General features: G+C 52.1%; 20 protein-coding genes. 11 read left to right on the top strand and 9 right to left on the bottom strand.

Annotated features, from left to right (window positions below):
- The 6 genes from MTC_RS08925 (at position 1) to MTC_RS08900 (ending at position 5,744) form a co-directional block, all read left to right on the top strand.
- A complete protein-coding gene (locus MTC_RS08925; protein ID WP_014406365.1) occupies positions 1–1,254 on the top strand; it encodes a tryptophan--tRNA ligase in 1,254 nt (417 codons plus the stop codon).
- Positions 1,255–1,268: 14 nt separating this feature from the next.
- Positions 1,269–2,756: a phenylalanine--tRNA ligase subunit alpha gene (gene pheS, locus MTC_RS08920; protein ID WP_014406364.1), complete on the top strand. Its 1,488-nt coding sequence runs from the start codon at positions 1,269–1,271 to the stop codon at positions 2,754–2,756.
- Complete coding sequence (gene pheT / locus MTC_RS08915; protein WP_014406363.1) at positions 2,744–4,405, top strand: phenylalanine--tRNA ligase subunit beta; 1,662 nt, start codon at positions 2,744–2,746, stop codon at positions 4,403–4,405. The genes pheS and pheT overlap by 13 nt, the downstream gene beginning before the upstream one ends.
- Before the next feature lie 47 nt (positions 4,406–4,452).
- Positions 4,453–4,920, top strand: coding sequence for a flavodoxin domain-containing protein (locus MTC_RS08910; RefSeq protein WP_014406362.1), 468 nt, complete (start codon positions 4,453–4,455; stop codon positions 4,918–4,920).
- 82 nt (positions 4,921–5,002) lie between these two features.
- Positions 5,003–5,227 (top strand): LSM domain-containing protein, encoded by a 225-nt coding sequence (locus MTC_RS08905; RefSeq protein ID WP_014406361.1) that lies wholly within the window; start codon positions 5,003–5,005, stop codon positions 5,225–5,227.
- Positions 5,228–5,234: 7 nt separating this feature from the next.
- Positions 5,235–5,744 (top strand): helix-turn-helix transcriptional regulator, encoded by a 510-nt coding sequence (locus MTC_RS08900; RefSeq protein WP_014406360.1) that lies wholly within the window; start codon positions 5,235–5,237, stop codon positions 5,742–5,744.
- A gap of 9 nt (positions 5,745–5,753) precedes the next feature.
- Here MTC_RS08900 and MTC_RS08895 read toward each other — a convergent pair whose 3' ends face one another.
- From MTC_RS08895 to MTC_RS08865, 7 genes are all read right to left on the bottom strand, one after another.
- Complete coding sequence (locus MTC_RS08895) at positions 5,754–7,322, bottom strand: ATP-binding protein (protein ID WP_014406359.1); 1,569 nt, start codon at positions 7,320–7,322, stop codon at positions 5,754–5,756.
- Positions 7,319–7,855: a hypothetical protein gene (locus tag MTC_RS08890; RefSeq protein ID WP_014406358.1), complete on the bottom strand. Its 537-nt coding sequence runs from the start codon at positions 7,853–7,855 to the stop codon at positions 7,319–7,321. Before MTC_RS08890 ends, MTC_RS08895 begins: the two co-directional genes overlap by 4 nt.
- Positions 7,852–9,015: a DNA double-strand break repair nuclease NurA gene (locus tag MTC_RS08885; protein ID WP_014406357.1), complete on the bottom strand. Its 1,164-nt coding sequence runs from the start codon at positions 9,013–9,015 to the stop codon at positions 7,852–7,854. Before MTC_RS08885 ends, MTC_RS08890 begins: the two co-directional genes overlap by 4 nt.
- The gene (locus MTC_RS08880) at positions 8,987–11,350 is read right to left on the bottom strand and encodes an AAA family ATPase (protein ID WP_014406356.1); all 2,364 of its coding nucleotides are present in this window, start codon (positions 11,348–11,350) and stop codon (positions 8,987–8,989) included. Before MTC_RS08880 ends, MTC_RS08885 begins: the two co-directional genes overlap by 29 nt.
- The gene (locus tag MTC_RS08875; protein ID WP_014406355.1) at positions 11,347–12,621 is read right to left on the bottom strand and encodes a metallophosphoesterase family protein; all 1,275 of its coding nucleotides are present in this window, start codon (positions 12,619–12,621) and stop codon (positions 11,347–11,349) included. The genes MTC_RS08880 and MTC_RS08875 overlap by 4 nt, the downstream gene beginning before the upstream one ends.
- 64 nt (positions 12,622–12,685) lie before the next feature.
- Positions 12,686–13,249, bottom strand: coding sequence for a winged helix DNA-binding protein (locus tag MTC_RS08870; protein WP_014406354.1), 564 nt, complete (start codon positions 13,247–13,249; stop codon positions 12,686–12,688).
- Positions 13,250–13,258: 9 nt separating this feature from the next.
- Complete coding sequence (locus tag MTC_RS08865; protein WP_014406353.1) at positions 13,259–13,825, bottom strand: hypothetical protein; 567 nt, start codon at positions 13,823–13,825, stop codon at positions 13,259–13,261.
- A 73-nt stretch (positions 13,826–13,898) separates the two neighbouring features.
- Between MTC_RS08865 and MTC_RS08860 the strand changes: the two genes are divergently transcribed.
- Genes MTC_RS08860 through thiL form a run of 4 tightly spaced genes read left to right on the top strand, consistent with a single transcriptional unit; the run spans position 13,899 to position 17,529 of the window.
- Entirely contained in the window at positions 13,899–14,978 is a 1,080-nt protein-coding gene (locus MTC_RS08860; RefSeq protein ID WP_237705886.1) for a hypothetical protein, read from the top strand.
- A 57-nt stretch (positions 14,979–15,035) separates the two neighbouring features.
- The gene (locus MTC_RS08855) at positions 15,036–15,602 is read left to right on the top strand and encodes a flavodoxin family protein (RefSeq protein WP_014406351.1); all 567 of its coding nucleotides are present in this window, start codon (positions 15,036–15,038) and stop codon (positions 15,600–15,602) included.
- The gene (locus MTC_RS08850) at positions 15,599–16,555 is read left to right on the top strand and encodes a GNAT family N-acetyltransferase (protein WP_014406350.1); all 957 of its coding nucleotides are present in this window, start codon (positions 15,599–15,601) and stop codon (positions 16,553–16,555) included. The genes MTC_RS08855 and MTC_RS08850 overlap by 4 nt, the downstream gene beginning before the upstream one ends.
- Positions 16,555–17,529, top strand: a complete 975-nt coding sequence (gene thiL, locus MTC_RS08845) for a thiamine-phosphate kinase (RefSeq protein WP_014406349.1) — start codon at positions 16,555–16,557, stop codon at positions 17,527–17,529. Before MTC_RS08850 ends, thiL begins: the two co-directional genes overlap by 1 nt.
- A 46-nt stretch (positions 17,530–17,575) precedes the next feature.
- Here thiL and MTC_RS08840 read toward each other — a convergent pair whose 3' ends face one another.
- Entirely contained in the window at positions 17,576–18,556 is a 981-nt protein-coding gene (locus tag MTC_RS08840) for a PAS domain S-box protein (protein ID WP_014406348.1), read from the bottom strand.
- 432 nt (positions 18,557–18,988) lie between these two features.
- Here MTC_RS08840 and MTC_RS08835 point away from each other — a divergent pair, with 432 nt between their 5' ends.
- Positions 18,989–20,341 (top strand): S8 family serine peptidase, encoded by a 1,353-nt coding sequence (locus MTC_RS08835; RefSeq protein WP_014406347.1) that lies wholly within the window; start codon positions 18,989–18,991, stop codon positions 20,339–20,341.
- Between the two features lie 17 nt (positions 20,342–20,358).
- On the opposite strand, the gene cysS is transcribed toward MTC_RS08835, so the two are convergent.
- The gene (gene cysS, locus MTC_RS08830; RefSeq protein ID WP_014406346.1) at positions 20,359–21,774 is read right to left on the bottom strand and encodes a cysteine--tRNA ligase; all 1,416 of its coding nucleotides are present in this window, start codon (positions 21,772–21,774) and stop codon (positions 20,359–20,361) included.
- Between the last annotated feature and the right edge of the window lie 38 nt (positions 21,775–21,812).

Raw genomic sequence — 21,812 nt, 5'->3', positions numbered from 1 at the left:
ATGAACGAGGAATTCAAGGTCACACCATGGGATGTCACCGGAAAGGTGGACTACGCAAAGCTGATAGAGGAGTTTGGCACCGAGCCGATTGATGAGGGCATTCTCACGCGCTGGAAGCGCATAACGGGCAGCATACCGATGGCATTGCAGCGGAAGATATTCTTCTCCCACCGTGACCTTAACTGGATTTTGGATAGATATGAGCAGGGCGAGAAGTTCGTATTGTATACAGGAAGGGGACCGTCTGGCCACACCCATATAGGCCACCTTATGCCATGGATGTTCACGAAATACCTGCAGGATACGTTTGACGCTCCGCTCTATTTCCAGATGACGGATGACGAGAAATTCCTGTATAAGGATTCCCTGTCGCTAAAGGAAGCGATGGCCTTCTCCTACGAGAACGCCCTGGACGTAATAGCGCTGGGCTTCGACCCAAAGAAGACCTACATATTCTCGGACCTTGAGTATAATAAGACTCTGTATAGGATAGCCGTACAGGTGGCGAAGCGCATAACGTTCTCGACGGCGAAGGCAGTGTTCGGCTTCGACAGCTCGACGAACATTGGCTTGATCTTTTTCACGTCGATGCAGTCAGCCCCGGCGTTTTTACCATCAGTGCAGGCGGGCAAGAACGTCCCAGTGCTGATACCTCATGCCATCGACCAGGACCCGCACTTCCGCGTGACCAGGGACGTGGCCCCAAAGCTGGGATACTATAAGCCAGCTGCCATTCATTGTACTTTCCTGCCCAGCCTCGCAGGCTCGGATAAGATGTCCGCCTCCCGCCCGGAGACGACCATATATACGACAGATGACGTTAAGGTTGCAAGGAAAAAGATTCTAGGGGCTTTCACGGGCGGCCGCGTCTCGGTTGAAGAGCAGAAAAAGCTCGGCGGAGTGCCAGGCGTCTGCGCCGTATTCCAGTATTACTACTATCTTTTCGAGGAGGATGGGGCGAAGCTGAAGGAGCGGGAGCGGAAGTGCATGAGTGGCGAAATAATGTGTGGCGAATGCAAGCTAGACCTGGCAGACCGGGTTGCCAGCTTCCTTGAGAGGCACCAGGAAAAGAGGGAGAAGGCCGGGGACAGGATTAAGGATTTCGTGGTTAGCGACTATAGCGCAGCCTATGACAGGCTGAAGAGGCCGCAGGACAGGAAAGAGGTCGCAAAACTTAAAAGGACGATGAAAGAATACTACAGCGTCAAGGAAGGCGACAGCATTCGAATCAACAGGACGAGGGACCTGGAATAGAGGGTAAGTTGGCGATGGAACTATCTACGAATGAAAAGCTGGTTTTAAAGGCCATTGGCGACGTTGAGATGACGGCCCGCGAGGTGTCAGGGGCCACTGGCCTGAAGGTCGAGGCAGTTACGCATGCCGCCTATCTACTCGCGGAGAAGGGGCTTGCGACGGTCAGGGATGAGGTAAAGTTTGAGTACGTGCTTACTGAGGAGGGCCGCAGGTATGCGGAGCAGGGGCTGCCCGAGCGCGTCATTCATGACGCGCTGCCGGAGCGTGGCGAGTCGCTCAGCAGGCTAAAGGAGAGGTTCCCACCGTCGACCATTAGCATTGCCATGGGGTGGCTAAGGCAAAAGGGCTGGGCCAGGTTCGAGAGGAGGGACGGCGACACTGTCCTTGTGCCGCTGCCCGCCGGGAGGTCGCCGGACGAGGAGGCCCTTTCCATCATAAGCGAGGGCAGGACTCAAGAGGGCCTGCAAGAGAAGGCCATGAAAGACCTCTTGAAGCGTAATATTGTTGTAGTGAAGGAAGAGAAGGAGAAGGTCATTGTAATAACGCCTGCGGGCGCCGAGCTAAAGGAAAAGGGCATTGTCGTGGAGGAGGAGGTCGGACAGCTTACCCCGGAGATGCTCGCCTCGGGGTCCTGGCAGGGCAAGCCATTCCGAAGGTACGACGTTAGCGCCCCTGTCATAATGGAGTATGGCGGCAAAAAGCACATACTGCGCATGGCCATGGACAAGGTCAAGCGCACCCTCATTGAGATGGGCTTCAAGGAGATGGAGGGCCCCATGGTTGACGCCGAGTTCTACGTCAACGATTTGCTATTTATGCCGCAGGACCACCCGGCGAGGACGCAGTGGGACCAGTTTAACCTGAAGAGGCCGCAGTACATCAGGCAGCTTCCACGGGAGCTGGTGAGCAGAGTCAAGGAGGTTCACGAGCACGGGGGCGATACCGGCTCGCTTGGATGGAATTACAGGTGGGATGAGAAGATTGCGAAAAGGCTCGTGCTCAGGGGCCATACGACCTCGCTCACGGCCAGGTACCTCGCCATTTTTAAGAAGCCGCCTCAAAAGTTCTTCTCGGTGGCGCCCGTCTTCAGGAACGATACCATTGATATGACCCATCTACTCGAGTTTTACCAGATAGAGGGCTGGGTGATGGATGACCGGCTCAGCATGCGTGACCTGATGGGCACCTTCAAGGAGTTCTACTCGCGCTTCGGCATCAGCGAATTACGCTTCAAGCCCACGTATAACCCTTACACGGAGCCGAGCCTGGAGATATATGGTAAGCACCCGAGGAGTGGCCGCATGATTGAGGTGGGCAACTCGGGCATGTTTAGAAAGGAGATGCTTGCCCCGTATGGCATAGAGTGTGACGTCATTGCGTGGGGCCTGGCGCTTGAGCGATTATTGATGATTCTATATGGATACGAGGATATTCGGGACCTGCATGGGCCCTTATGTGACATCAACTTTTTGAGGAGCGTGCCGGTCATATGGCAACAGTGACAGTCAACTATCCGGATTTAATCAGGCTCATAGGCAGGGAGGTTAGCCTGGACAAGCTGCGAGATGACCTTTTTGAGCTGGGCTTAGAGACCGAGGAGGTGCAGGGAGACGAGGTGACCTTCGAGGTGACCAGCGACAGGGCCGACCTGCTATGTGAGGAAGGCATCGCCCTGATGCTGCGGGCCTACTATGGCGTCAGGGAGGGCATGACCATCCCGCCCGTAGGGCAATCAGGCTATCGCATCATCGTTGAGAGGGAGCTTGAGAACGTCCGTCCATACGTCACGGGCGCAATCGTCAGGGGCGTGAATTTTACAGACGAGTCGATCAAGTCCATAATGCACCTTCAGGAAAAGCTTCATGGCACGTTCGGCAGGCGCAGGAAGAAGGGCGCAATCGGCATCCACGACCTCTCAAAAATTAAGGGCAAGGATATCTATTATAGGGCCGTGCCTCGAGACGCTGTGAGGTTCGTGCCTCTTCAGGGAGAGGAGGAGATGACGCCCGCAGAGGTGCTTGAGCGCCACGATAAGGGCAGGGAGTATGCGTACGTACTTGAGGGCAAAAGCCTCGTACCGGTGATATACGATGCTGAGGGCCTGTTCTCTTTTCCCCCGATTATAAACTCTAAGAGGACGGAAGTAACAATAGACACGCATGAGCTTCTCATAGAGCTTACGGGCGAGGACCAGGCCACCATCGACTACATGCTTAACATCGCCCTTTATTCATTGTACATGAGAGGGGCGAAGGTTTATGGGCTAAAGGTCGAATACCCAGGCCATACGCTAGCGAGGCCTAACCTTGGCGTGCGGAGCATTCGAGTGGGGCTGCACGAGGTGAACTCCGTCCTCGGCCTGGACCTGACAGCCGTGGACGTGAGGAGCCTTTTATTACGCATGGGCTATGGCATCGCCGAGACTGGCAGCGATTATCTCATTGCCGAAATACCCCCCTACAGGACGGACATTCTCCACGTTCGCGACGTCGTGGATGACGTCGGCCGGGCCTACGGGTTCAATAACATGGCCCCCGTGTACCCTGATACGCCGTCTATCGGGCAGCTTACCGAGAAAGGCAGGCTAAGCGATGCGGTGCGCGAGGTCATGATAGGCCTGGGCTGCCAGGACACGCTTAACTTCATCCTCATCGGCAAAGAGGAAGCCTATGGGAAGATGGGGCTTCAGGATGATGGGATGGCCGTCGAGCTATCCAATCCTTACACCGACCAGTATAATATAATGCGGAACTGGATAGCCCCCTCGCTCATGATCGTGCTCTCCAACAACCTCCACAGGGAGTATCCCCAGAACATCTTTGAGGTCGGGACGGTGGCGTTTATAGATGACTCGGAAGAGACGGGCGTAAGGGAGGAGGAGCATGTGGCATGTGCGCTCTGCTACTCGAAGGCAGGGTTTAACGAGGTTAAGGCTAAGCTGCAGGCGTTGTGCTTTAACTTCGGCCTCGGCGATGCGCTGAAGACAGTTCCAGCAGAGCACCCCACCTTCATATCGGGCAGATGCGCCGATATTTACATAGGCGAAAAAAAGGCCGGGATAATAGGCGAAGTACGCCCACAGGTTTTAAAGAACTGGGGCATCGAGATGCCCATAGCGCTATTCGAGATGGACGTGTCCGCGTTAAAATAAGTCAGTAAAGCTAATAACGCCGAAACTAATATTATATTTTGATATTTATGGTTAAGCCTAAATTAGTCGTGGTCTACCTCAGCACTCAGGGGAACACCAAAAAAATGGCGGATGCCATAGCCCATGGGGCGGAAGACCGGGGCATGGAAGCCCGCTCTGTGAGCTTTTATGAGGCAGACATGAATGAGATAAGGGATGCAGACGCCATAGCGCTCGGAAGCTCGACCTTCTGGTATAAGATGCACGATGCCATGGAGCGCTTCATCGAGCGAATGGGCAAGGAGCTTGGCCAGACGGCAATCGAGGGAAAGGTTGGGGCGGCATTCGGGTCATATGGCTGGAGTGGCGAAGCGCCTGTAGACATAGCGAGGATGATGCGGTCGCTTGGCATAAAGGTCATCGACCCCGTGTTGAGGGTGCAATACGAGCCTAATGAAAGAGACCTTGAGGAGTGCAAGAGGCTTGGGAAGGACATCGCCAATGCCGTGAAGAAAACGGTGAGGCCCGTGGCATAGCATGTGACGATAAAAAAATACAAATAGGTAATGAGCGGAATATAGACTAGCATCTTTAATTTGTGTAAAGGAGGACCATTTTTTGTTCCCTAATAAAAAAGTCCAATCGTTGATAGGCCAGAAGATACAGGTAGAAATGAAAGGCGAGAAAAACATCCTAGAGGGGACGCTGGTCAGCGCGGATGACTATTTAAATCTGCATCTCGTTGATACCGCAGAGATCCAGGGCGGCCAGAAGCTGAGGACGCTTGGCTCGGTGGTGTTGAGAGGCAATAACATAATCCTGTTAAACCCCGTGAAGGAGTAATCGGATTTTGAGCGAGGATGGCTTAGAGGAGAAGGCGCTTGAAATTATAAAGTCCCGCCCCAATGGCGTCCTCCAGAGCGACCTTTGGAAAGAGCTGAAGATCGATAGCCGTAAGTGCTCTCGTATCATAGCCAGGCTGGAGTCGGAGGACAAGATAAAGCGTATCTGGGAGACCGTAAGGGGTACCAGGACCTTTCGAATAACCTATAAGCCTCAAAAAGCTGAGAAGAAAGAGGCCGACTTTGGCTTGATAATGGCGGGCGGTGAAGTGGCCCCATGTGTCGGCTGTACGTATGAGTGTGAGCCTGACTATTGCCCCGACCTTGGTAACTGGATAGAGCTGCTGGCGAAAGAGCTTGAGGCGGAGGAGAAGAAGGCCGAGGAGAAGCCTGCGCCTCCCATAGAAGAGGAGGCCGCCGCAGCTAAGGCGGTGAAAGCCCCTGTCTCTGAGAAGCCTGCAGCTAAGGCCAAAAAGGCTAAAGCCGTATCAAAGTCAGTAAAAAGCGGTAAAAAATGATTTATTAGTTTAAAATAGCCTGTACTGCTTTCTTTGCGCCATTACCGCCTGCTTTGACGCTATATTTTTTTGAGAGTATTCAATCCATTGCAACGGGGCGTCGGGGCTGGTACCACCATGTTTGGTAATCCTCTCCCTTATCTTAACAATGGTAGGGGTGTTAATGGCCACGCCCGACACAAGCGCCTCGCCCCTCGCCAGGCCAGGAAGCTCATCGAGCATGTCATTGCTCATGCTCTCGATGCTTGCGCCTATCTGATTCCTGTCTACCGGGTTTATGATGCGCATGGTTATCTGGGACATGCACTGCGAGAGGCAGTCGCTATCCAGCTTAGAGGGGCGCTGTGAGACCATGCAAACGCCTATCCCAAACTTGCGGCCTTCTGAGAGTATAGTCTTCAAGATGCTTTTTGACTTGGCCTCCCCGTTCTGCGGTGCGAAGCGATGGGCTTCCTCCAGCACGACAAAGACAGGGTAGGGCAGGTATTTCTCGTCTTTTTCTCCATACCTCTGGTTTACCGTGTTCTCCCTGGCGTCGAAGAGCCTGCGCAGCAAGACTGCTACGATTAGCTGCTGCTCCTTCTGGGATAGCCCGCTAAGGTCCAGTATAGTTAGCTGGCCGACGCTGAACTGCTCCTTTAGCTGCATGTGCTGGAAATCATCGAATATCGGCCTGTTCATTATGTTGCTCTCAAATCTCCATATTATGCCGTCTATCGTGGACTGGTTATTTTCATCTCGAAGCGCCCTCACCTCGTTCAGCAGGTCTACCTTTTTATAGTTCGAGCGGTCGGGAAGAGCGTTAAACGCCCTTATAAATAAGGCCTCCATTTTTTCCGTCATTTCCAGGACGCCTAGATAGTCATCAAGGGTTAGCTCGGTGACCCTTATCTTGACGTTATCCTTTCGCAGTATTTTGACCGTTGGACGATATCCATCCTGGCTGAACTCTGGCTTGTTTTGGATGTCTGATAGTGTAGAGTACTCTCCGTGCGGGTCTACGACGAGCACGGCTGCCCTGTTAATGGGCTTCATAAGCTCCTCGATGAGCACTCCAACTGTGTAGCTCTTGCCGCTCCCCGTGGCAGCGATAATGCTCAGGTGCTGGCTCGCCAGCTCCTTCACGCTTAGCGCCACTGGCACGTCGGTCCCCAGCACCACCCCGACAGTCGCCGACCCCTGGGAACCTGACGGGACAGGGCTGATATCCTTCAGCATCTCATTACCTGCGAGGTATACCGGCTCTCCAAAGTCGGGCATAGTCCTGGGATGCTTAAACTCCTTTAATGAGCCGCTATAATAGCCAACTATGGAAGCGGTTATAAGGTATTTTTTATAGTCCTCGGCGTCCATCCCGCTAAACTCTAATATCTCCTTTGGGTCGAGGCCATCATCCATCAAGAACTCGTCAGGATATTCCTTTAGCGATCGAGCATATCTTACGCGGCACAGGATGAAGCGGTCGCTGTCAACCCATCTGTCCTTATATGCCACGAAATCGCCCTTCTTGAGCTTTTGCGAGGATATAAAAATTATATCGTTCTCTTCTACGTGCTTGACAATGCCGACGGGCTTCATGCCTGACGCTCCGTGTACTTTTTCAGCGCCGCCAGCATGGGCCTGCTCTCGGGAATGGCCTCTGCCAGGCGGTCGATTATGGCGCTCATTATAGCAGGGTCAAGGCCTGATGAGAGCTTTCTATAATAGGAAAAGCTTGGCTTGCCATTGGGCATGTGGAAAGCCCTAACGCTATCTCTGCTCATCACCTCAGCCACGTCATTGACCACAGGAGCAAAGGAAAGGCTCTGGAAGGCTTTACCATCCTGCACATTTCCTATGCCTTTTATTATAAGGTATGAGCTTCTATAGTCGTTGACGTATGGGATGAACGCTTCCCTTTTCTCTTCAGAAAGGAATGGCAGGTACTCCTCTTTTATGTCGTGCTGGACGCCGGTCACGATGCCTACGATCGAGCCCTGCGCCGACTTTATGGATACGTATGTGCCAACGGGCACGCTGGATGCGGCCACATACCCGTCGCACTCTTCGAGGGGCGCCTTCACCAGATACTCGGAAAAAGACCTGACCTGTATGACCGTCCCTACCTTCAAGCCTTATGCACCATCCGCTTATTTTGCTCTTTGGCGCTCTTATAAATTTTGATTCCATTTTTTGCCGCGAAGCCCTCCAGCATCCGGTTGAACTGGTCCGCCTCAGGCTGGCTTATCATCGTATGCTCGTGTGCCCTGTGGATTATATCAGGATAACCTGGCCTTATGATGCACTCGGCTCTCACCACGTCAGCTATCATGTCCAGCATTTTTTTCTCATAGACCCATCTGGGCACCTCTATTTTAGAGGGCAGGCCTCCACCTGACTGGATGTAGAAGAACGCCACGGAATCCCTGTAAGGTCCGTACAGGTCCAGGGTTGACCTTTTATTTTTAACATCCCGGTCTTCGCGGTCCGATAAGAAAGCCCTGGTACGGTCTCCCCAGTTTAGCTTGCCATCGAGAAGGTAAGCGTCCACTAAATGGGTTGTAAGCGGCAACCCGTAGTAATGCCTCATCATGGTGACCAGGTCCTTATTTAAGGACATGTCGGTATAGGCGACGACAGGGGTCTGTGTATCTTCAGACGTCTCCATCAGCTCTATGATGGATGCGGCGTACTGCTCCCTTACTTTTTCCTCAAGCTGGCTAATGAAAGAGAGAACGAGTGAGCCGTCAAAAAAGACGAGATTTCCCTGCTCAGAGCGCATGAAATCTATGATAGCATTACACTCAAGCTGATGTCTTTTTAAGGAGACGGGGACTGGCGAGTATGCTGACATGCCTCCATGCTCCTCGAATTCACGGGGCAATACGAGAGATAGCTTGTATGAAGCGGAAAAGCCGTCAGCGCCTGTGTGCCTGTTGATTACCAGCCCGGCTTGCGCAAGCCCGATCGGCACCGAGTAGCTACGTGAGGCGTATACCTGGCTGCCGTCAACCGCCGCAATGGTTTTCCCCCTAAGAACCTCCATCGCCCAGTCCGTAGCCTCCCCCCTATTCATGAACCTTTTTGAAAAACGCCGTATAAATGCGCCCTCCTCAAGGACCTTACAACCTGAGTATAGTGGCAGCCGGTCGTTAGCCCTCATGTCTAGCGCATCTATAAGCGGAAGCTTCTCCTTATATGCGCTCATCACCTGGCTCTCTTCACGCTCAAAGCCCAGTATGTCGTCCTTTTTCTCGGAGAGCTCAAGTGAGAGTTGCCTGAGGTCGAGCATCCCCTATCCGCCTCCTTACGCGACTAACTCCGTTCTCCTTCTCTATCTCGATGACGTTCTCAAGTGCAGAGTTAAACGTGTCGTCGTGCGATATGATGACCATCTGCCTGAAGTCCTTTATTCTTGTGATCTCCTGGGCCAGGTTTAGGCGGCGGTTTTCGTCCAGGTTTTGCGTTGGCTCATCGAGGAAGACCAGGTCGCTGCCCGTCAGCACCTTGAGGATTGCCAGCCTGACGGCGAGTGCGGCGCTCATCTGCTCGCCTCCCGAGAGCTGCTTAAAGGGCCGCTCTCTGCCATCTTCCGTCATCACAATATCGTAATCCTCTGTCCATTTTATCTGCACGAGGTCGCCCGCTATCTCTGAGTACATCTCCGTCGCCTCTCTGGAGATGATGTCCATGAATACGCGGATGACGTAGGGGCCGGCCATGCGTATCTTTTCCCTTACCAGCTCTATGAAAGCCTTATATTCAATTTCGCGCTCACGTTTTGACTTTAGCTCGGCTATGGCCTTCTTGTACTCCTGGATTTCCTCGATATCCTTTTTCACGCTTTCGAGCCTTCTGGAGTACGATTTTTGCGTTGCCTCAATGCTTGCAATATCCCTGGTCAGCTCTTCATATCGCTTTTTTATGCTCTCGTGTAGATTTTTGTCGTATGCTTGCCGCTTTACCTTTAGCTTTTCCTCAATAGTGGCGTATTCCCCTTGTAGCTCTTCCAGCTCTTTGAGCGATTTTTGGTATGCCTCTTTCCACTCTTCTTTTGCCTTCGCCATTTCTACGTTTTTCTGGTATTCTTCATATGCTGGCTTTAGCTGTTCGAGCCTTTTATTTAGAGCCCTGTAGGCATCTTCCAGCCCTCCGTACTGCTTCAACGAATCATTAAGCCTTTTTAGCTCGCCACTACGCTGTTCAATATCCTTTTCAATTGCTGCGATATCGGTGAGGACTTTATCTTTCTTTTTAAGGGATTCGAGCTTAATGGCTATAGATTTGCCAGGCTCGCCTAGCTCTTTTAATCGTTGCCTTATCTCTTTTAACTCTATCTCAAGAGATATTTTCTCTAAGTTGAGATGCTCGAGCCGTTCCTTGAAATAGCCAGAAAAATCTGTGACAGACTTGCATTCGACGCCCGGCAATAGCGGGCAAAGGTTACCTTTGCTTTTTTTGACGATATCCATGCGCTCTGTTAATTGTTTTCTTTCTGACTCCTTCTCTTGAAGGCTCGCCATGACTTCTTCTTTTTTCTTTTGAAGGTCTTCTTCCTGTTCTACTTTAGGCCGTAAGGCTTCTATCTCAGCTTCATATCGCTCAAGCTCTTGTAGCGACCTTTTATAGTCTTCAAGCCTCTTCCTGTCGGCCTCAAGCCGCGCCTCTAGCGTCTTATATGACAAAACCAGCCTGTTGTAGTCATCCCTTTTTGCGTCTATGCTCATCCGCTCGTCGAGCTTAGCCAGGTACTCTTTGTAGCCAGGCTCTGTCTCGATGATTTTTTTCGCTGCAGACTCGCATTTTTTTAGCTCCGATTCCGCCTTAGCAAGGGCTGCCCGCTTATTCTGGATGTCAACATCGATAAGCCGAAGCTGGCCTTCCAGCCCTTTAGCCTCATCCTCAAGCTTATCCATGCCATCCTTTTTAGCCTTAACTATCCCAAGCTCTTCATTTTTAGATTGTAAATCAAAGCCCAGGCGCTCTATATCCTTAATAAGGCCATTCATCTCCTCCACAAGGCCATCGAGCCTGCTGGCGACGCCCTCCTTATACCTTATCTCCTCGCTCATCTTGCCTATGCGCGCTTCCATCATGTTTACGAGAGGCAGCAAGTTTCTAAACGCATCATCGTACTCTTCAACCCGAAGAAGTGGAGCAAATATCTTCTTCCTCTCGCCAGGTTTTTTAGAAAATTCTGAGACAAAGGTCCCCTGTAGCACGCCAATGGCGTTCTCGAAGAGCGAGCATAGCTGGCTCATGCTCGATACCCTATAGCCAAGTATCTCACACAGCTTCGAGCCGACGTCCTCCTTGCCTTCAAACCTGTTGTTAAAGCTATCTATAAGATAATATGACTGGGATGCGCCACACTTCCTCGTAACTGTGTACCTTAGGCCATCAGCCCCGATAAAGGTGACAGACACCTCCCCGGTCTTCTCGCCCTTACGCACGAAGTCGGCCTGGCTATAGGGTATCGAGTCGAAGAGGGCGAAGCCCACCGCCTCTAGAATTGTCGACTTGCCCGCACCATTCAAGCCGGAGATGCTAGTGATGCCCTCGGTGAACTCCACCACCTCATTCTTATAGCTCTTTATGTTTTTGAGCTCCACCCGCTCGATGATCACAGCCTATTCCTCCAATCCCACTCGCCGTCGCCCTCAGATATAAGATTTTTTTGCCCTTCTGGAGCTCCTTTTATGGTTTCGAATAGCTTGCGTAAAACGGCATCCAAGCTATGCTCATCAGCGCCTTTAACCGCCATGTCCTTTATGTCTGCAAGCGCGCTGGCGAATTGCTCACTATGCCCTGCCAGCATGCTATCGGCGAGGGCGAGCTTCCTGAAGACCTCCCGCTCGATTGACGCCCTGTCCAGCGAGTCCGAGTCCAGCCTGGCCACTGTGAACTCATCGTTAAGCAGGTCAAAGCGGACATCGGCATATAATGCGCCCGTTCTTTCGATTGCCATCCGCCTTATCTTCTCGATGTCAATCGCTGACTTATCGAAGTTTAGCGTACCATGTAATAAGACGTATACGATTGGCTTATTAGACGAGATACGGCTCAGCTTATGCTCTATCTCGCCCTCAAGACTATCGACGCGCTTATGGCCATCTACATTAACTTTAACGATAAAGAACTCACGGGTGCCTTCAACCTGCTTCAGGGCTGCTGCTCCATTCTTCACATGATAAAACCCTTTCTGCCCTCCCAGCTCTGCGATCGACCAGGTTTCAGGGCAGCCAGGGTTATACACCCATCCATCGATATCGTAAGTATTATGATAATGGCCCAAGGCAAGATAATCCACGCACTCCCTGAGCGGTAACAGGCTCTCATACGAGACCTCTCCGATGATGCTCTCCTTCACCTTGCCTTCCACTCCCAGGTGCATCATCAAAACAGTGTATTCCGGAGGGTCGGAGCCGTTTATCTCCTTTATCTCCTGCGCAATCCTCGGCAAGACTGCCGATGTCGATGACCCGGCATAGCACATGCCATATATCCTTATCCGCCCAATATCAACATAGTTCTCCATCAAGCGTTCCTCGCCTGGCTTGATGAGCTTAACCAGCCCCTCATAGTCAAGCGACTCCAGCCACGACATGCCATCCCTTAAAAAAGCCCTATCGTGGTTTCCTTCTATGGCAATGCAGGGTATTCCCGCCTCTTTTAGCCGCATCAGCACTTGCCTGGCCTGCACGTAGGTTGGCGCATTGATGTTACGCTGGTCGAATAGGTCTCCAGATATCAGGACAAACTCGGCTTTTTCATTGACAGCATACTCCACGATCTTTAGGAACGTGTTGGCAAAATCCCTGAACCGCTCATCGAGGTCATATTGCCTTTTGCCCAGATGGATGTCAGCCGCATGTATGAAGTTCGTGGGATAGCTCATAGGATAATACCAACCAGTAGTAGCTTAAATGCATACTTATCATTATCGTGTAAGCATGCTGAAACTAATTATCTGCCCCTTTTTCTAATGTATCTTGCGGTGTGGTTTTATGCCTTTGAATTTTTGTTTTAAGGTAATCTAGCCTCTCCTTGACCCTTGCCATGGCCACGTTCAGCGTATCGTTATTATAGTGGAGGGCTTCGGCCTCGAGCGTGCCGGCCCGCTCGAGAATTGCCTCTAGCTGCTTCCTTCTGGCCTTTTCAGACCTTTCATCATGGATTGGAGACCTCAAGTTTTCTTCTAGCCGGTCTATGCTCTTTTCGAGGGCGTAGATTTTCCTGAAAACCCGCTTACCGCCCAGAAGCTCATCGACCGAGTTGAGCGAGCGGGCCAGCTCTCTGCCGGACGCCGTAAGCCTGACATACTTGGCCCTGCCCTCCATGGAGAACTCGATCAGGCCATAGGACTCCATGTCCGAGAGGATGTTGGCCGTATGGGCAAAAGTCGTATCAGCCTCTTTCATTAAAGCTGATACGTACGGCCTTTTGAGCCTATAGGCGGCTAAAAGTATCTGGCAGGGCTTCTTCTGAAGGAACATCTGCTTGATGTCTTTCGCTTCCTTTGGCATGGAAACGCCCTATATCTTAAGGCTATTCCGCTCCTTCGAGCATGCCCATTCGATGAACCCCCTTTCCGGGTACTCATGCAGCGCCGCCGCTATTATGTGCCCTTTCCCATGCCTCTTATAAACGACCACTGGCTTGCCGTCTTCCAGCTCCATGGCCGTCTCGCCATCATGCTCCGTAAAATAGCCATCGCAGTCCTTCTCGCCAGGTGCTGCCAGCAATGCTGCCGGGCTGTCCTGCCTTACCAGGCGAACGCTCTTTGTCTTAAAGTGCATATGGTATTTAAGCTTCATCGGCAGCCAATCATACTCATAATCATCAACCATTGCCCCGTAGGCGAGCACGATGCCGCCATTCTCGATAAACCCCGCTACTTTCTCCTTATTCTTTTCCAGGGCAGGCAACACCCTGTAATACTTTGGGTCGGCGAAGCCCGACGGTACGATGAACAGCTTCGACGGCTGGCAGAACGGCGACCCAAAAGCATGGGGTCCGACTTGCTGGCACGTGAAGCCATACTCTTTAAGCAACGCCTCGAAGACGTTGCCCCTGTCTGATAAAAAGGATGCGTCTACCACGTTACTTTAGTTCTGTGGCATGATATTTAATGGTTTTTCTGCTTGCTTTATATTTATGGGATCAGCTACCGAAATGATTTATACAGGCGCCGCGTATCACCTAATGATGCCATCGGAGCTAAAATGCCCGACCTGCGGAAGCATGGATTGCATTAAGCCTGCAGAAGAGACGCTACGGCAGGCATATACTATGTATTCCCCATGCCAGAGATGCTGGCATGATAAGCCTCTCGATAAGCTGACGCCGCTTGTTGAGCTAGGCTTTGAGCCAGGCCATGGCCGATGCGCGGCTTGCGGCAAGCGGCATCTTGACTATACAATGGCCCATGTGCTCGATATCTTGATAAAAAGCGGCTTTAAGGATGCTGGGGCGGCGCTGAAGGACGTGGGCACGCCGCTCATCAGCTATGGGGTTACGATGGTGGAGCCTCCACGGCTTCCGCCAAAGAGCATAGTCATGGTTTTGGATAATGTTGATAAGGCAGTGGCCCACCGCATTTTAGAGGAAGTGCCCGAGGTCAAGGGCGTTTTAAAGCGGACCGGCAAGCCATCGGATAGCGTAGGCATCCTCGATACCAGTTCGAAGCCTCACGTATATGAATTGATGAGTGGATGTGACGTGAGGGCGGACGTGGTATCCTCATTGCTGGGCGACCTTTGCCTGTACCGTAGCCAGTCAGACTGCCACATCGAGTTCTGGCGGAGCAATTCGGTGAAGGTGAAGGCGGTCGAGAAGCTGTTTTTGGACGGATTGCTGGAGGGGGCTGTTGTTGTAGACGGGTTTGCAAGCGTGGGGACGCTTGGGCTGCTGGCCGCCCTGGGCGGGGCTAGGCGTGTAATACTGAATGACGCATGGCTTCCTGCCATAAGAAACCTTTTGATAAACCTTGAGGTCAATAAAGGGGCTTTAAATATTGCTGTTGATAGGCTGGCTGATTTAAGCCTTCTGCCCAGGGTGGGCGATGAGCCGGTGCTGGTGGCACGGGCTTCGGGAAATGTCGAGCTAGACGTCTACCACGGCGACTTCAGGAAACTAAACAGGGCAGTGCCGGCTTGCGATGTATGCATAATAGACACGTTCCCGGGAGTCGACCCTGAGCCGCTTTCCAGGCAATGGCAGGATATAGCTTCAAAAAAAGTTCTTATACTCTGATGAGTAGCGCTCGGCTTTATTATATAGGAAAACAAATGAAATATACGGGTTATAGCCATGTACAAGGTCGTAGGAATCGTGGGTAGTCCTCGCCCAATCAGCAACACGCGCTACCTGGTGAGCGAGGCTCTGGAGACCCTGAAGAAGGAAGGCATCGACGTTGAGCTTATAACGCTTGGCGATAAGCGGATCGCCCCGTGCGAGGCGTGCAATGCCTGCGCTGAATTGTTTAACTGCCGCATCGAGGACGATTTTCAGGAAATATATGAAAAGATGGTCGCAGCGGACGGCATAATCGTGGGAAGCCCCGTATACTTCGGCTCCGCTGCCCCACAGGTCATGGCGCTCCTCGACAGGGCGGGCTATATTGGCATCAAGACCAGGGCGTTTGAGCGCAAGGTGGGCGCCGCCATAGCCGTAGCACGCAGGGCGGGAGCGAATTTCACTTTCGCCCAGCTAAACTATTTCTTCTTCATAAACGGGATGATAGTGCCCGGCTCGACCTACTGGAACGTGGGGTACGGCCTCAACCCTGAGTCGGTCAAAGATGACGAGGAGGCCATCCGCACCGTCCAAAACCTTGCAAAGAATATGGCATGGCTGATCAAGAAGCTTAAGGCATGAATGCGGATAATAAAGGCTTGCCTATAAGCCTTCGACATGGGTACCTGGAAGATGCGCAGCAGATAAGCGACATACACCGGTCATACGTAGACCGCTGGTACCGGAAGATAGGCAACGGGCAGTTCGACGTGCCCTATGGGGCATTATCGCTTAGCGAGCGCTGGGGATTCGGAGGCCCCTGGATGAGCGTCGAAACGTGCTCAATTCACTTAAACTATTTATTATTAAATAATCATATTCCCATTGTAGCCCAGCAGGGAGACCTTCTCGTCGGCGAGATGGAGCTGTTCATGGGCCAGGAGGGCCCTCCTTTTGGCAAGAACCTTCATATCGGCCTCCTCTATGTGAGAAAAGGCTTTACGGGCCAGGGCATAGGAAAGGCCCTCGTCGATAAGGCCATTGAGATCGCGAAGAAGCAGGAGTGTGATACGGTCACGGTGACCTCGAGCCAGGCAAACGAGGGCTTTTATGAGAAGTGTGGATTCGAGCGCTCGGGCACAATGGTGGAGGCAGAAGCCGCCACAAAGGCGTACGATGTTAAGATATCTCGCATGAAGCCGCCCATGAAGCTGGCATCGTTCACGCGTGGCATGCCTATGCGCCTGGGCCGCCATCAAAGCTCTGCATACCATATATTCGAGCAAGCCGTTGACTACGCTATCCCCGAGTTTATGCTCAACGGGCGTAATAGCGCCTTCATGAAGGTTAATGGCCATTCATCCCTTCTTGCTTTCCTCGAGTTTGACGCGGAGCCGTCCAGGGCGGACGTGTACGCCTGGTCCAGGGAGGCCGACGCCTTTGAGCTGGCGGCTGCGGCGCTCACTACATTACACAATCGAGGCATAAAATACGCAAACATGCTAATGACGGCCGAAGACTATGGCTTGATGGCGGACAGGCTTGACGTCACCGTAAAAGGCTCGAGAAGCATCTTATTACGCTACATGAAGTGATGGGGTTGAAGGCGAACGAGGTTGGCGAGATTGGGATTATACGGCGCATCGCCCAGATACTGGGCTCAAAGTACCTGGGAGACGATTGCGCGGTGCTAGACAACGGCGTTGACTACCTCGTGGTGACCACCGACATGCTTCACCGTACCACGGATTTCCCCCGTGAGATGTCGGGAGAGGATATCGGGTGGATGAGCGTGGCGGTCAGCCTGAGCGACGTGGCAGCCATGGGTGCCAGGCCCACAGGGGTGGTGGCAGCCATGGGCATCCCTGGCGAGACGGAAATGAGCTTCATCGAGGGCATAGCCCGCGGGATGAGGGACTGCGCCCGAGCCTATGGCACGGAAGTAGTGGGCGGCGACACGGACCAGCACGCCGAGCTGACCATCGTAACGACTGCGCTGGGCCGGGTAGACAAGGATAAGGTGAAGCTAAGGTCTGGCGCTAAGGTGGGCGACCTGCTATGCGTTACCGGCTATCTGGGCACGCCAGCCGCCGCCTATAAGGTGCTCATCGAGGGCAGGGAGGCGCCAGAAGAGGATAAAAAAGTGCTCATCGACGGCTTTTTTAGGCCGAAGCCCAGGATAGAGGAGGGCGTCAGGCTTTCTAAGTACCCGGAGGTCACTGCCATGATGGACGTGAGCGATGGCCTCGGCAAGTCCATCTTTGAGCTATCTAGCTCCAGCCATGTCGGCTTTCTCGTGGATGCCGATAGGCTGCCCGTTCGTGAGGAAGCCAAAAAACTGGCAAAGGACAGGGGCGAGCTGCTTGACATGGCCATTTGCTTTGGCGGGGAGTTCGAGCTTTTATTCACAATGAGCCCTACTGGCCTGGATAAGGTCAAGGACGTAGAATATACGGTAATCGGAAGGGTCGTTCCCGAGGGCCTCACGCTTGACGATAGTGGGGCCAGGAGGCCCATCACATGTAGAGGCTATGAGCATTTAAGGAAAAAAAGAGACACTATGCATTAAAAGTTTGTCTTTTCTCTGCTTTTCTTTATGTGCCATCCACGGCTCGCTACTTCACCCGCGCCTCAAGCTCACTACGCTCCTTAAGCAAAGCCTCCTCAGCCTTCTTTCGCCTCGTTATATCAAAGAAAGCCTTAATGATGGCGGGGCGGCCGTTGATACGCATATATCCGAGAGTAAGCTCTATCCACCGGGTCTCACCTCTCTTATCCACGATCATTATCTCATAGGGCATTCTAGGGCAGCTGTCGCTATCCCTGGCATAGTCCAGCCTCAACTCTTTTAGAACGCCAAAATGGTCAGGGTGTATGAGCTCCTGCATGCTCTTACCTATTAATTCTTCCACCCGATAGCCAGTTATTCTACTGGCGGCTTTATTGGCATAAGCTATCTTTTTATTCTGCACGATCATGATACCACCGGCCACCGTCTCGGCGAGATTCCTGAACTTTTCCTCGCTCTCCTTTATCTCATTCTCGATGCGCCTCTTCTCCGTGATGTCGCTCATGACCAGGGCAGCGCCTATTTCTCCATCCTCAAAGGCCGTAGGTAAGAACTTGATGATAAAATAGTAGTAGACCTCTCCCCCTCTATGATAAAATGCTTCCAGCGACTGCTCTTTGCCATTCAAGGCGGCCATTATTTGTGGCATTATGGGCGGCTCCACCTTCATAAGCTGAGAAACGTCATGGATATCCTTATTGAGCGCCTCCTTTCGGGTTAGCCCCATGAATTCCAGGAACTTATCGTTTACGTTCTGTACCCTCATGTTCTTATCCACGATGGCTATCATATCTGAGGAAAAGCTTAGCATCGCTGACAGTGGCACTCGTTGGGATAAATAGTAAACTTTGGATTGGCCAAAGGCCTTCATCTCAACATGTCCTGTGGCGACCAGAACCTCGAGATACTTGGCCACCGAATGCCTGTTCATCTTTACTGCTCTGGATATCTCGGTGACCGTCATCCCATAGGGGTTTTCTTTCAATATCCCTTTAATGCTCGAAAGCTCTTTTCTGCTTACGTTCATGTTTTATGGCTCAACTGATATTGTTATAGGCTCAATTGATATTGTTATACGATGTTGTTATACAGATATGTTATGCAATGACCGATAACTATATATACGTTAGGTTCATAGTAAGTTATTGATTATGCCCCCCTAGAAATTATGGGGCAGGCAAGCTATTTTGTGCCTGTCCCATTAATTTCACTTAATGTAGCTATTCTAATTAAAATTTTATGGCGCTATCTTACCACTATCTAAGCAATACTAGGCCATCTTTCTTGCTATTTTTGCAAATAATACCATATTTAATCGTAAATGAGCGAATAGTTAAACAAATTGAAATATCAAGGCATGTAAGCGAAAATAATTCGATTAATCGAGAAAGTATTTAATAAATGGTGAAATTACCAGGAATACAACCACCGGGAGGGGTAATCAATTAAAAAACGAATATTGGCTGCCGTCATCATTAGCATAATACTGCTTGCCGGGGCAATGCTCGCAAACGCTGGCACGCCTGCGGCCGCAACGCGTGCGAACGACTCAAATACGTACATCGTGGTCTTCAATGAAAGTAACAGCATGGTAAATGCCTTAGATGACCAAATAACGAGCTTCGCGTCGGATTATAATGCACGGATAATCTACAGGTATGATGCCATTAATGGCGTGGCCATAAGCATGCCCAGCGGTAACGCCGACAGCCTCAAAGCGCTCAAGGACGTGAAATACGTCGAGAAGGACGTCACGTTCAGCGTGTCGCTGGATAAGGCTACGGGTATCATGGGCGTCCCGCAAGTATGGGATCTGGGCTATACAGGGAAAGGCGTAAAAGTAGCTTTAGTCGATACTGGAATAGATGCGAGCCATCCCGACCTTAAGGGCAGGGTCGTCGAATGGAAGGACTTCGTAAATGGCAGGAACACGCCATACGATGACCATGGCCATGGGACCCACTGCGCCGGGATAATCGGCGGCTCCGGCGCAGCGTCGAATGGCAAGTATAAGGGAGTCGCGCCAGAAGTGGAGTTCATAGGCATCAAAGTGCTGGGCAATGACGGCTCGGGGAACCTCTCCACCATAATGAAGGGATTAGACTACGCTGCCAGGAGCGATGCGCAGATAATATCCATGTCCCTCGGCTCTGACGAGCACTCGCAGGCCATTGACGACCTCATATCTAAAGCTGTAAAGAACGGCAAGATCGTGGTGTGCGCGGCGGGCAACAGCGGGCCAGGCAGGCAGACCATCGGATGCCCCAGCGATAGCCCTGACGCCATCACGGTGGGCGCGACTGATAAGGGCGACATGATAGCATCATTCAGCTCTAGAGGGCCTACGAAGGATGGCCGGATAAAGCCTGACATCACCGCCCCTGGCAAGGACATCATATCATGCAGGGCGGCGGGGATAATGAATAATAAGGCCATCGATAAGTATTATATAAAGATGAGCGGCACGTCGATGGCATGCCCGATGGTATCCGGCTCCATCGCCCTCCTCGTGCAGATGGACCCCAAGCTTACGCCGCAGAGGGCTAAGGAGATACTGGAGAAGACCGCTAAGCCAGAGGGCAGCAAGTGCCCGAATAACGACTATGGCTACGGCAGGATAAACGTGAAGGGCGCCATCGACTTCATGAATGGCAAGAAGCCCGTGGAGCCTGTAAAGCCGACGCCAGGGCCAGTATATCCAGGGCCGGGCACGGCGTATCCAGGCTACCCGTATCCCATATACCCGACATACCCGTACCCGGCATATCCCGGGTACATTCAATACCCCGCGTACTCCGAGGTTCAGGCATAATCCTGCCTGAACCATTTTTATATACGCTTTATTTTTGTGCCCTCTTTTGTGTCTTCAATGGCGATGCCAAGCTCTTTGAGCCGCTTCCTTATCATGTCCGAGGTCTCATAGTCCTTTTTCTTGCGAACCGCATCCCTTATCTCCACGATAAGCTGGAGCAGCTCGGATGCGAATAGCCCGTCCATGGGGCCAGACCATTTGATGCCCAGCACGCTCGAGTATACCCCGTAGAGGTCGAGCACCTCTCTCCATTCTTCCGCCGGCATGTCTCCCTCGGCCAGCCACCTGTTCACGTCTCTCGTTAGCTCGAATATCTCAGCTATAGCTTCTCTCGTGTCGAGATTATCGTCCATTCGCTCTTCAAACCTTTTTCTGCTCTCCTCAAGGCGGCTGCGCGCTCCAGCTATCCTTGTAGCGCCTTGTAGCGGGCTCCTTAGGCGGTTTTCCACGCCCGCGAGGGCATTTCTAATGCGCTCCAGCCCACGCCTGGTATCATCAAGGGCGGCGTCGCTGAAATCGAGAGGGCTCTGGTAGTGGGTATTTAATATGAACAAACGAACAACGTCCGGCGAGTATATCTTAAGGACGTCCCTGACCAGGAAAAAGTTACCCAGCGATTTGGACATCTTTTCCTTGTTGATTAGCATGAAGCCATTATGTATCCAGTACCTTGCGAATGGAGGCTTACCCGTATACGCTTCCGTCTGCATTATCTCAGACTCGTGGTGCGGAAATATCAGGTCCATGCCGCCGCCGTGGATGTCTATGTTCGGGCCCAGGGCTTGAAGAGACATCGCCGAGCACTCGATGTGCCAGCCTGGCCTGCCGGGGCCCCACGGGCTATCCCAGGAGATGGCCTCCCCGGGCTTCGAGGCTTTCCAGAGCACGAAGTCCATAGGGTTCCGCTTACGCTCATCAACTTCTACCCTCGCCCCCACCTTCAAGGCGTCATAAGACTGGTGCGACAGGACCCCCACCTTATCAGCCATCCTATCAACGCTAAAGTATACGCTCCCATCCGAAACGTATGCGTAGCCCTTATCCACCAGCGCCTCTATCATCTTAATTATCGAAGGGATGTTCTGGCTAACCCTGGGGTAGTAGTCAGCACGCAATATGTTCAGGCGATCCATGTCCTCAAAATAGGCCTCGATGAACTTCTCCGCAAGCTCCAGGGGAGGCACATTCAGCTCAGCCGCCCTCCTCAGTATCTTGTCGTCTATATCCGTGAAGTTCTGAACATAGGTGACCTTATAGCCCTTATACTGGAGGTATCGCCGGATGGTGTCAAAGACGACGTAGGCCCTGGCGTGTCCCATGTGGCAGTAATCGTAGACAGTGGGGCCGCACACGTACATCTTGACTTCTTTGTCGTTGATGGGCACGAAGTCCTCTATCTTCGAGGTCAGCGTATTATAGAACCTGAGCGCCATAGAGTTTACCTCATATTATGTGGTCTTACAAGACGGTT

Origin of the sequence: Methanocella conradii HZ254, from assembly GCF_000251105.1 — an archaeon.
Taxonomy (GTDB): domain Archaea; phylum Halobacteriota; class Methanocellia; order Methanocellales; family Methanocellaceae; genus Methanocella; species Methanocella conradii.
The sequence above is the reverse complement of the archived record's forward strand: the minus strand, read 5'-3'. Positions and strand labels throughout refer to the sequence as shown.

Bases quoted from the DNA above. Each gene is read 5' to 3' on its own strand.
- MTC_RS08895 (WP_014406359.1), bottom strand. From the start codon at position 7,322: ATGAAGCCCGTCGGCATTGTCAAGCACGTAGAAGAGAACGATATAATT.
- cysS (WP_014406346.1), bottom strand. From the start codon at position 21,774: ATGGCGCTCAGGTTCTATAATACGCTGACCTCGAAGATAGAGGACTTC.
- MTC_RS08850 (WP_014406350.1), top strand. From the start codon at position 15,599: ATGAATGCGGATAATAAAGGCTTGCCTATAAGCCTTCGACATGGGTAC.
- pheS (WP_014406364.1), top strand. From the start codon at position 1,269: ATGGAACTATCTACGAATGAAAAGCTGGTTTTAAAGGCCATTGGCGAC.
- MTC_RS08860 (WP_237705886.1), top strand. From the start codon at position 13,899: ATGATTTATACAGGCGCCGCGTATCACCTAATGATGCCATCGGAGCTA.
- MTC_RS08885 (WP_014406357.1), bottom strand. From the start codon at position 9,015: ATGCTCGACCTCAGGCAACTCTCACTTGAGCTCTCCGAGAAAAAGGAC.
- MTC_RS08840 (WP_014406348.1), bottom strand. From the start codon at position 18,556: ATGAACGTAAGCAGAAAAGAGCTTTCGAGCATTAAAGGGATATTGAAA.
- MTC_RS08870 (WP_014406354.1), bottom strand. From the start codon at position 13,249: ATGCCAAAGGAAGCGAAAGACATCAAGCAGATGTTCCTTCAGAAGAAG.
- MTC_RS08855 (WP_014406351.1), top strand. From the start codon at position 15,036: ATGTACAAGGTCGTAGGAATCGTGGGTAGTCCTCGCCCAATCAGCAAC.
- MTC_RS08875 (WP_014406355.1), bottom strand. From the start codon at position 12,621: ATGAGCTATCCCACGAACTTCATACATGCGGCTGACATCCATCTGGGC.
- pheT (WP_014406363.1), top strand. From the start codon at position 2,744: ATGGCAACAGTGACAGTCAACTATCCGGATTTAATCAGGCTCATAGGC.
- MTC_RS08910 (WP_014406362.1), top strand. From the start codon at position 4,453: ATGGTTAAGCCTAAATTAGTCGTGGTCTACCTCAGCACTCAGGGGAAC.
- thiL (WP_014406349.1), top strand. From the start codon at position 16,555: ATGGGGTTGAAGGCGAACGAGGTTGGCGAGATTGGGATTATACGGCGC.
- MTC_RS08925 (WP_014406365.1), top strand. From the start codon at position 1: ATGAACGAGGAATTCAAGGTCACACCATGGGATGTCACCGGAAAGGTG.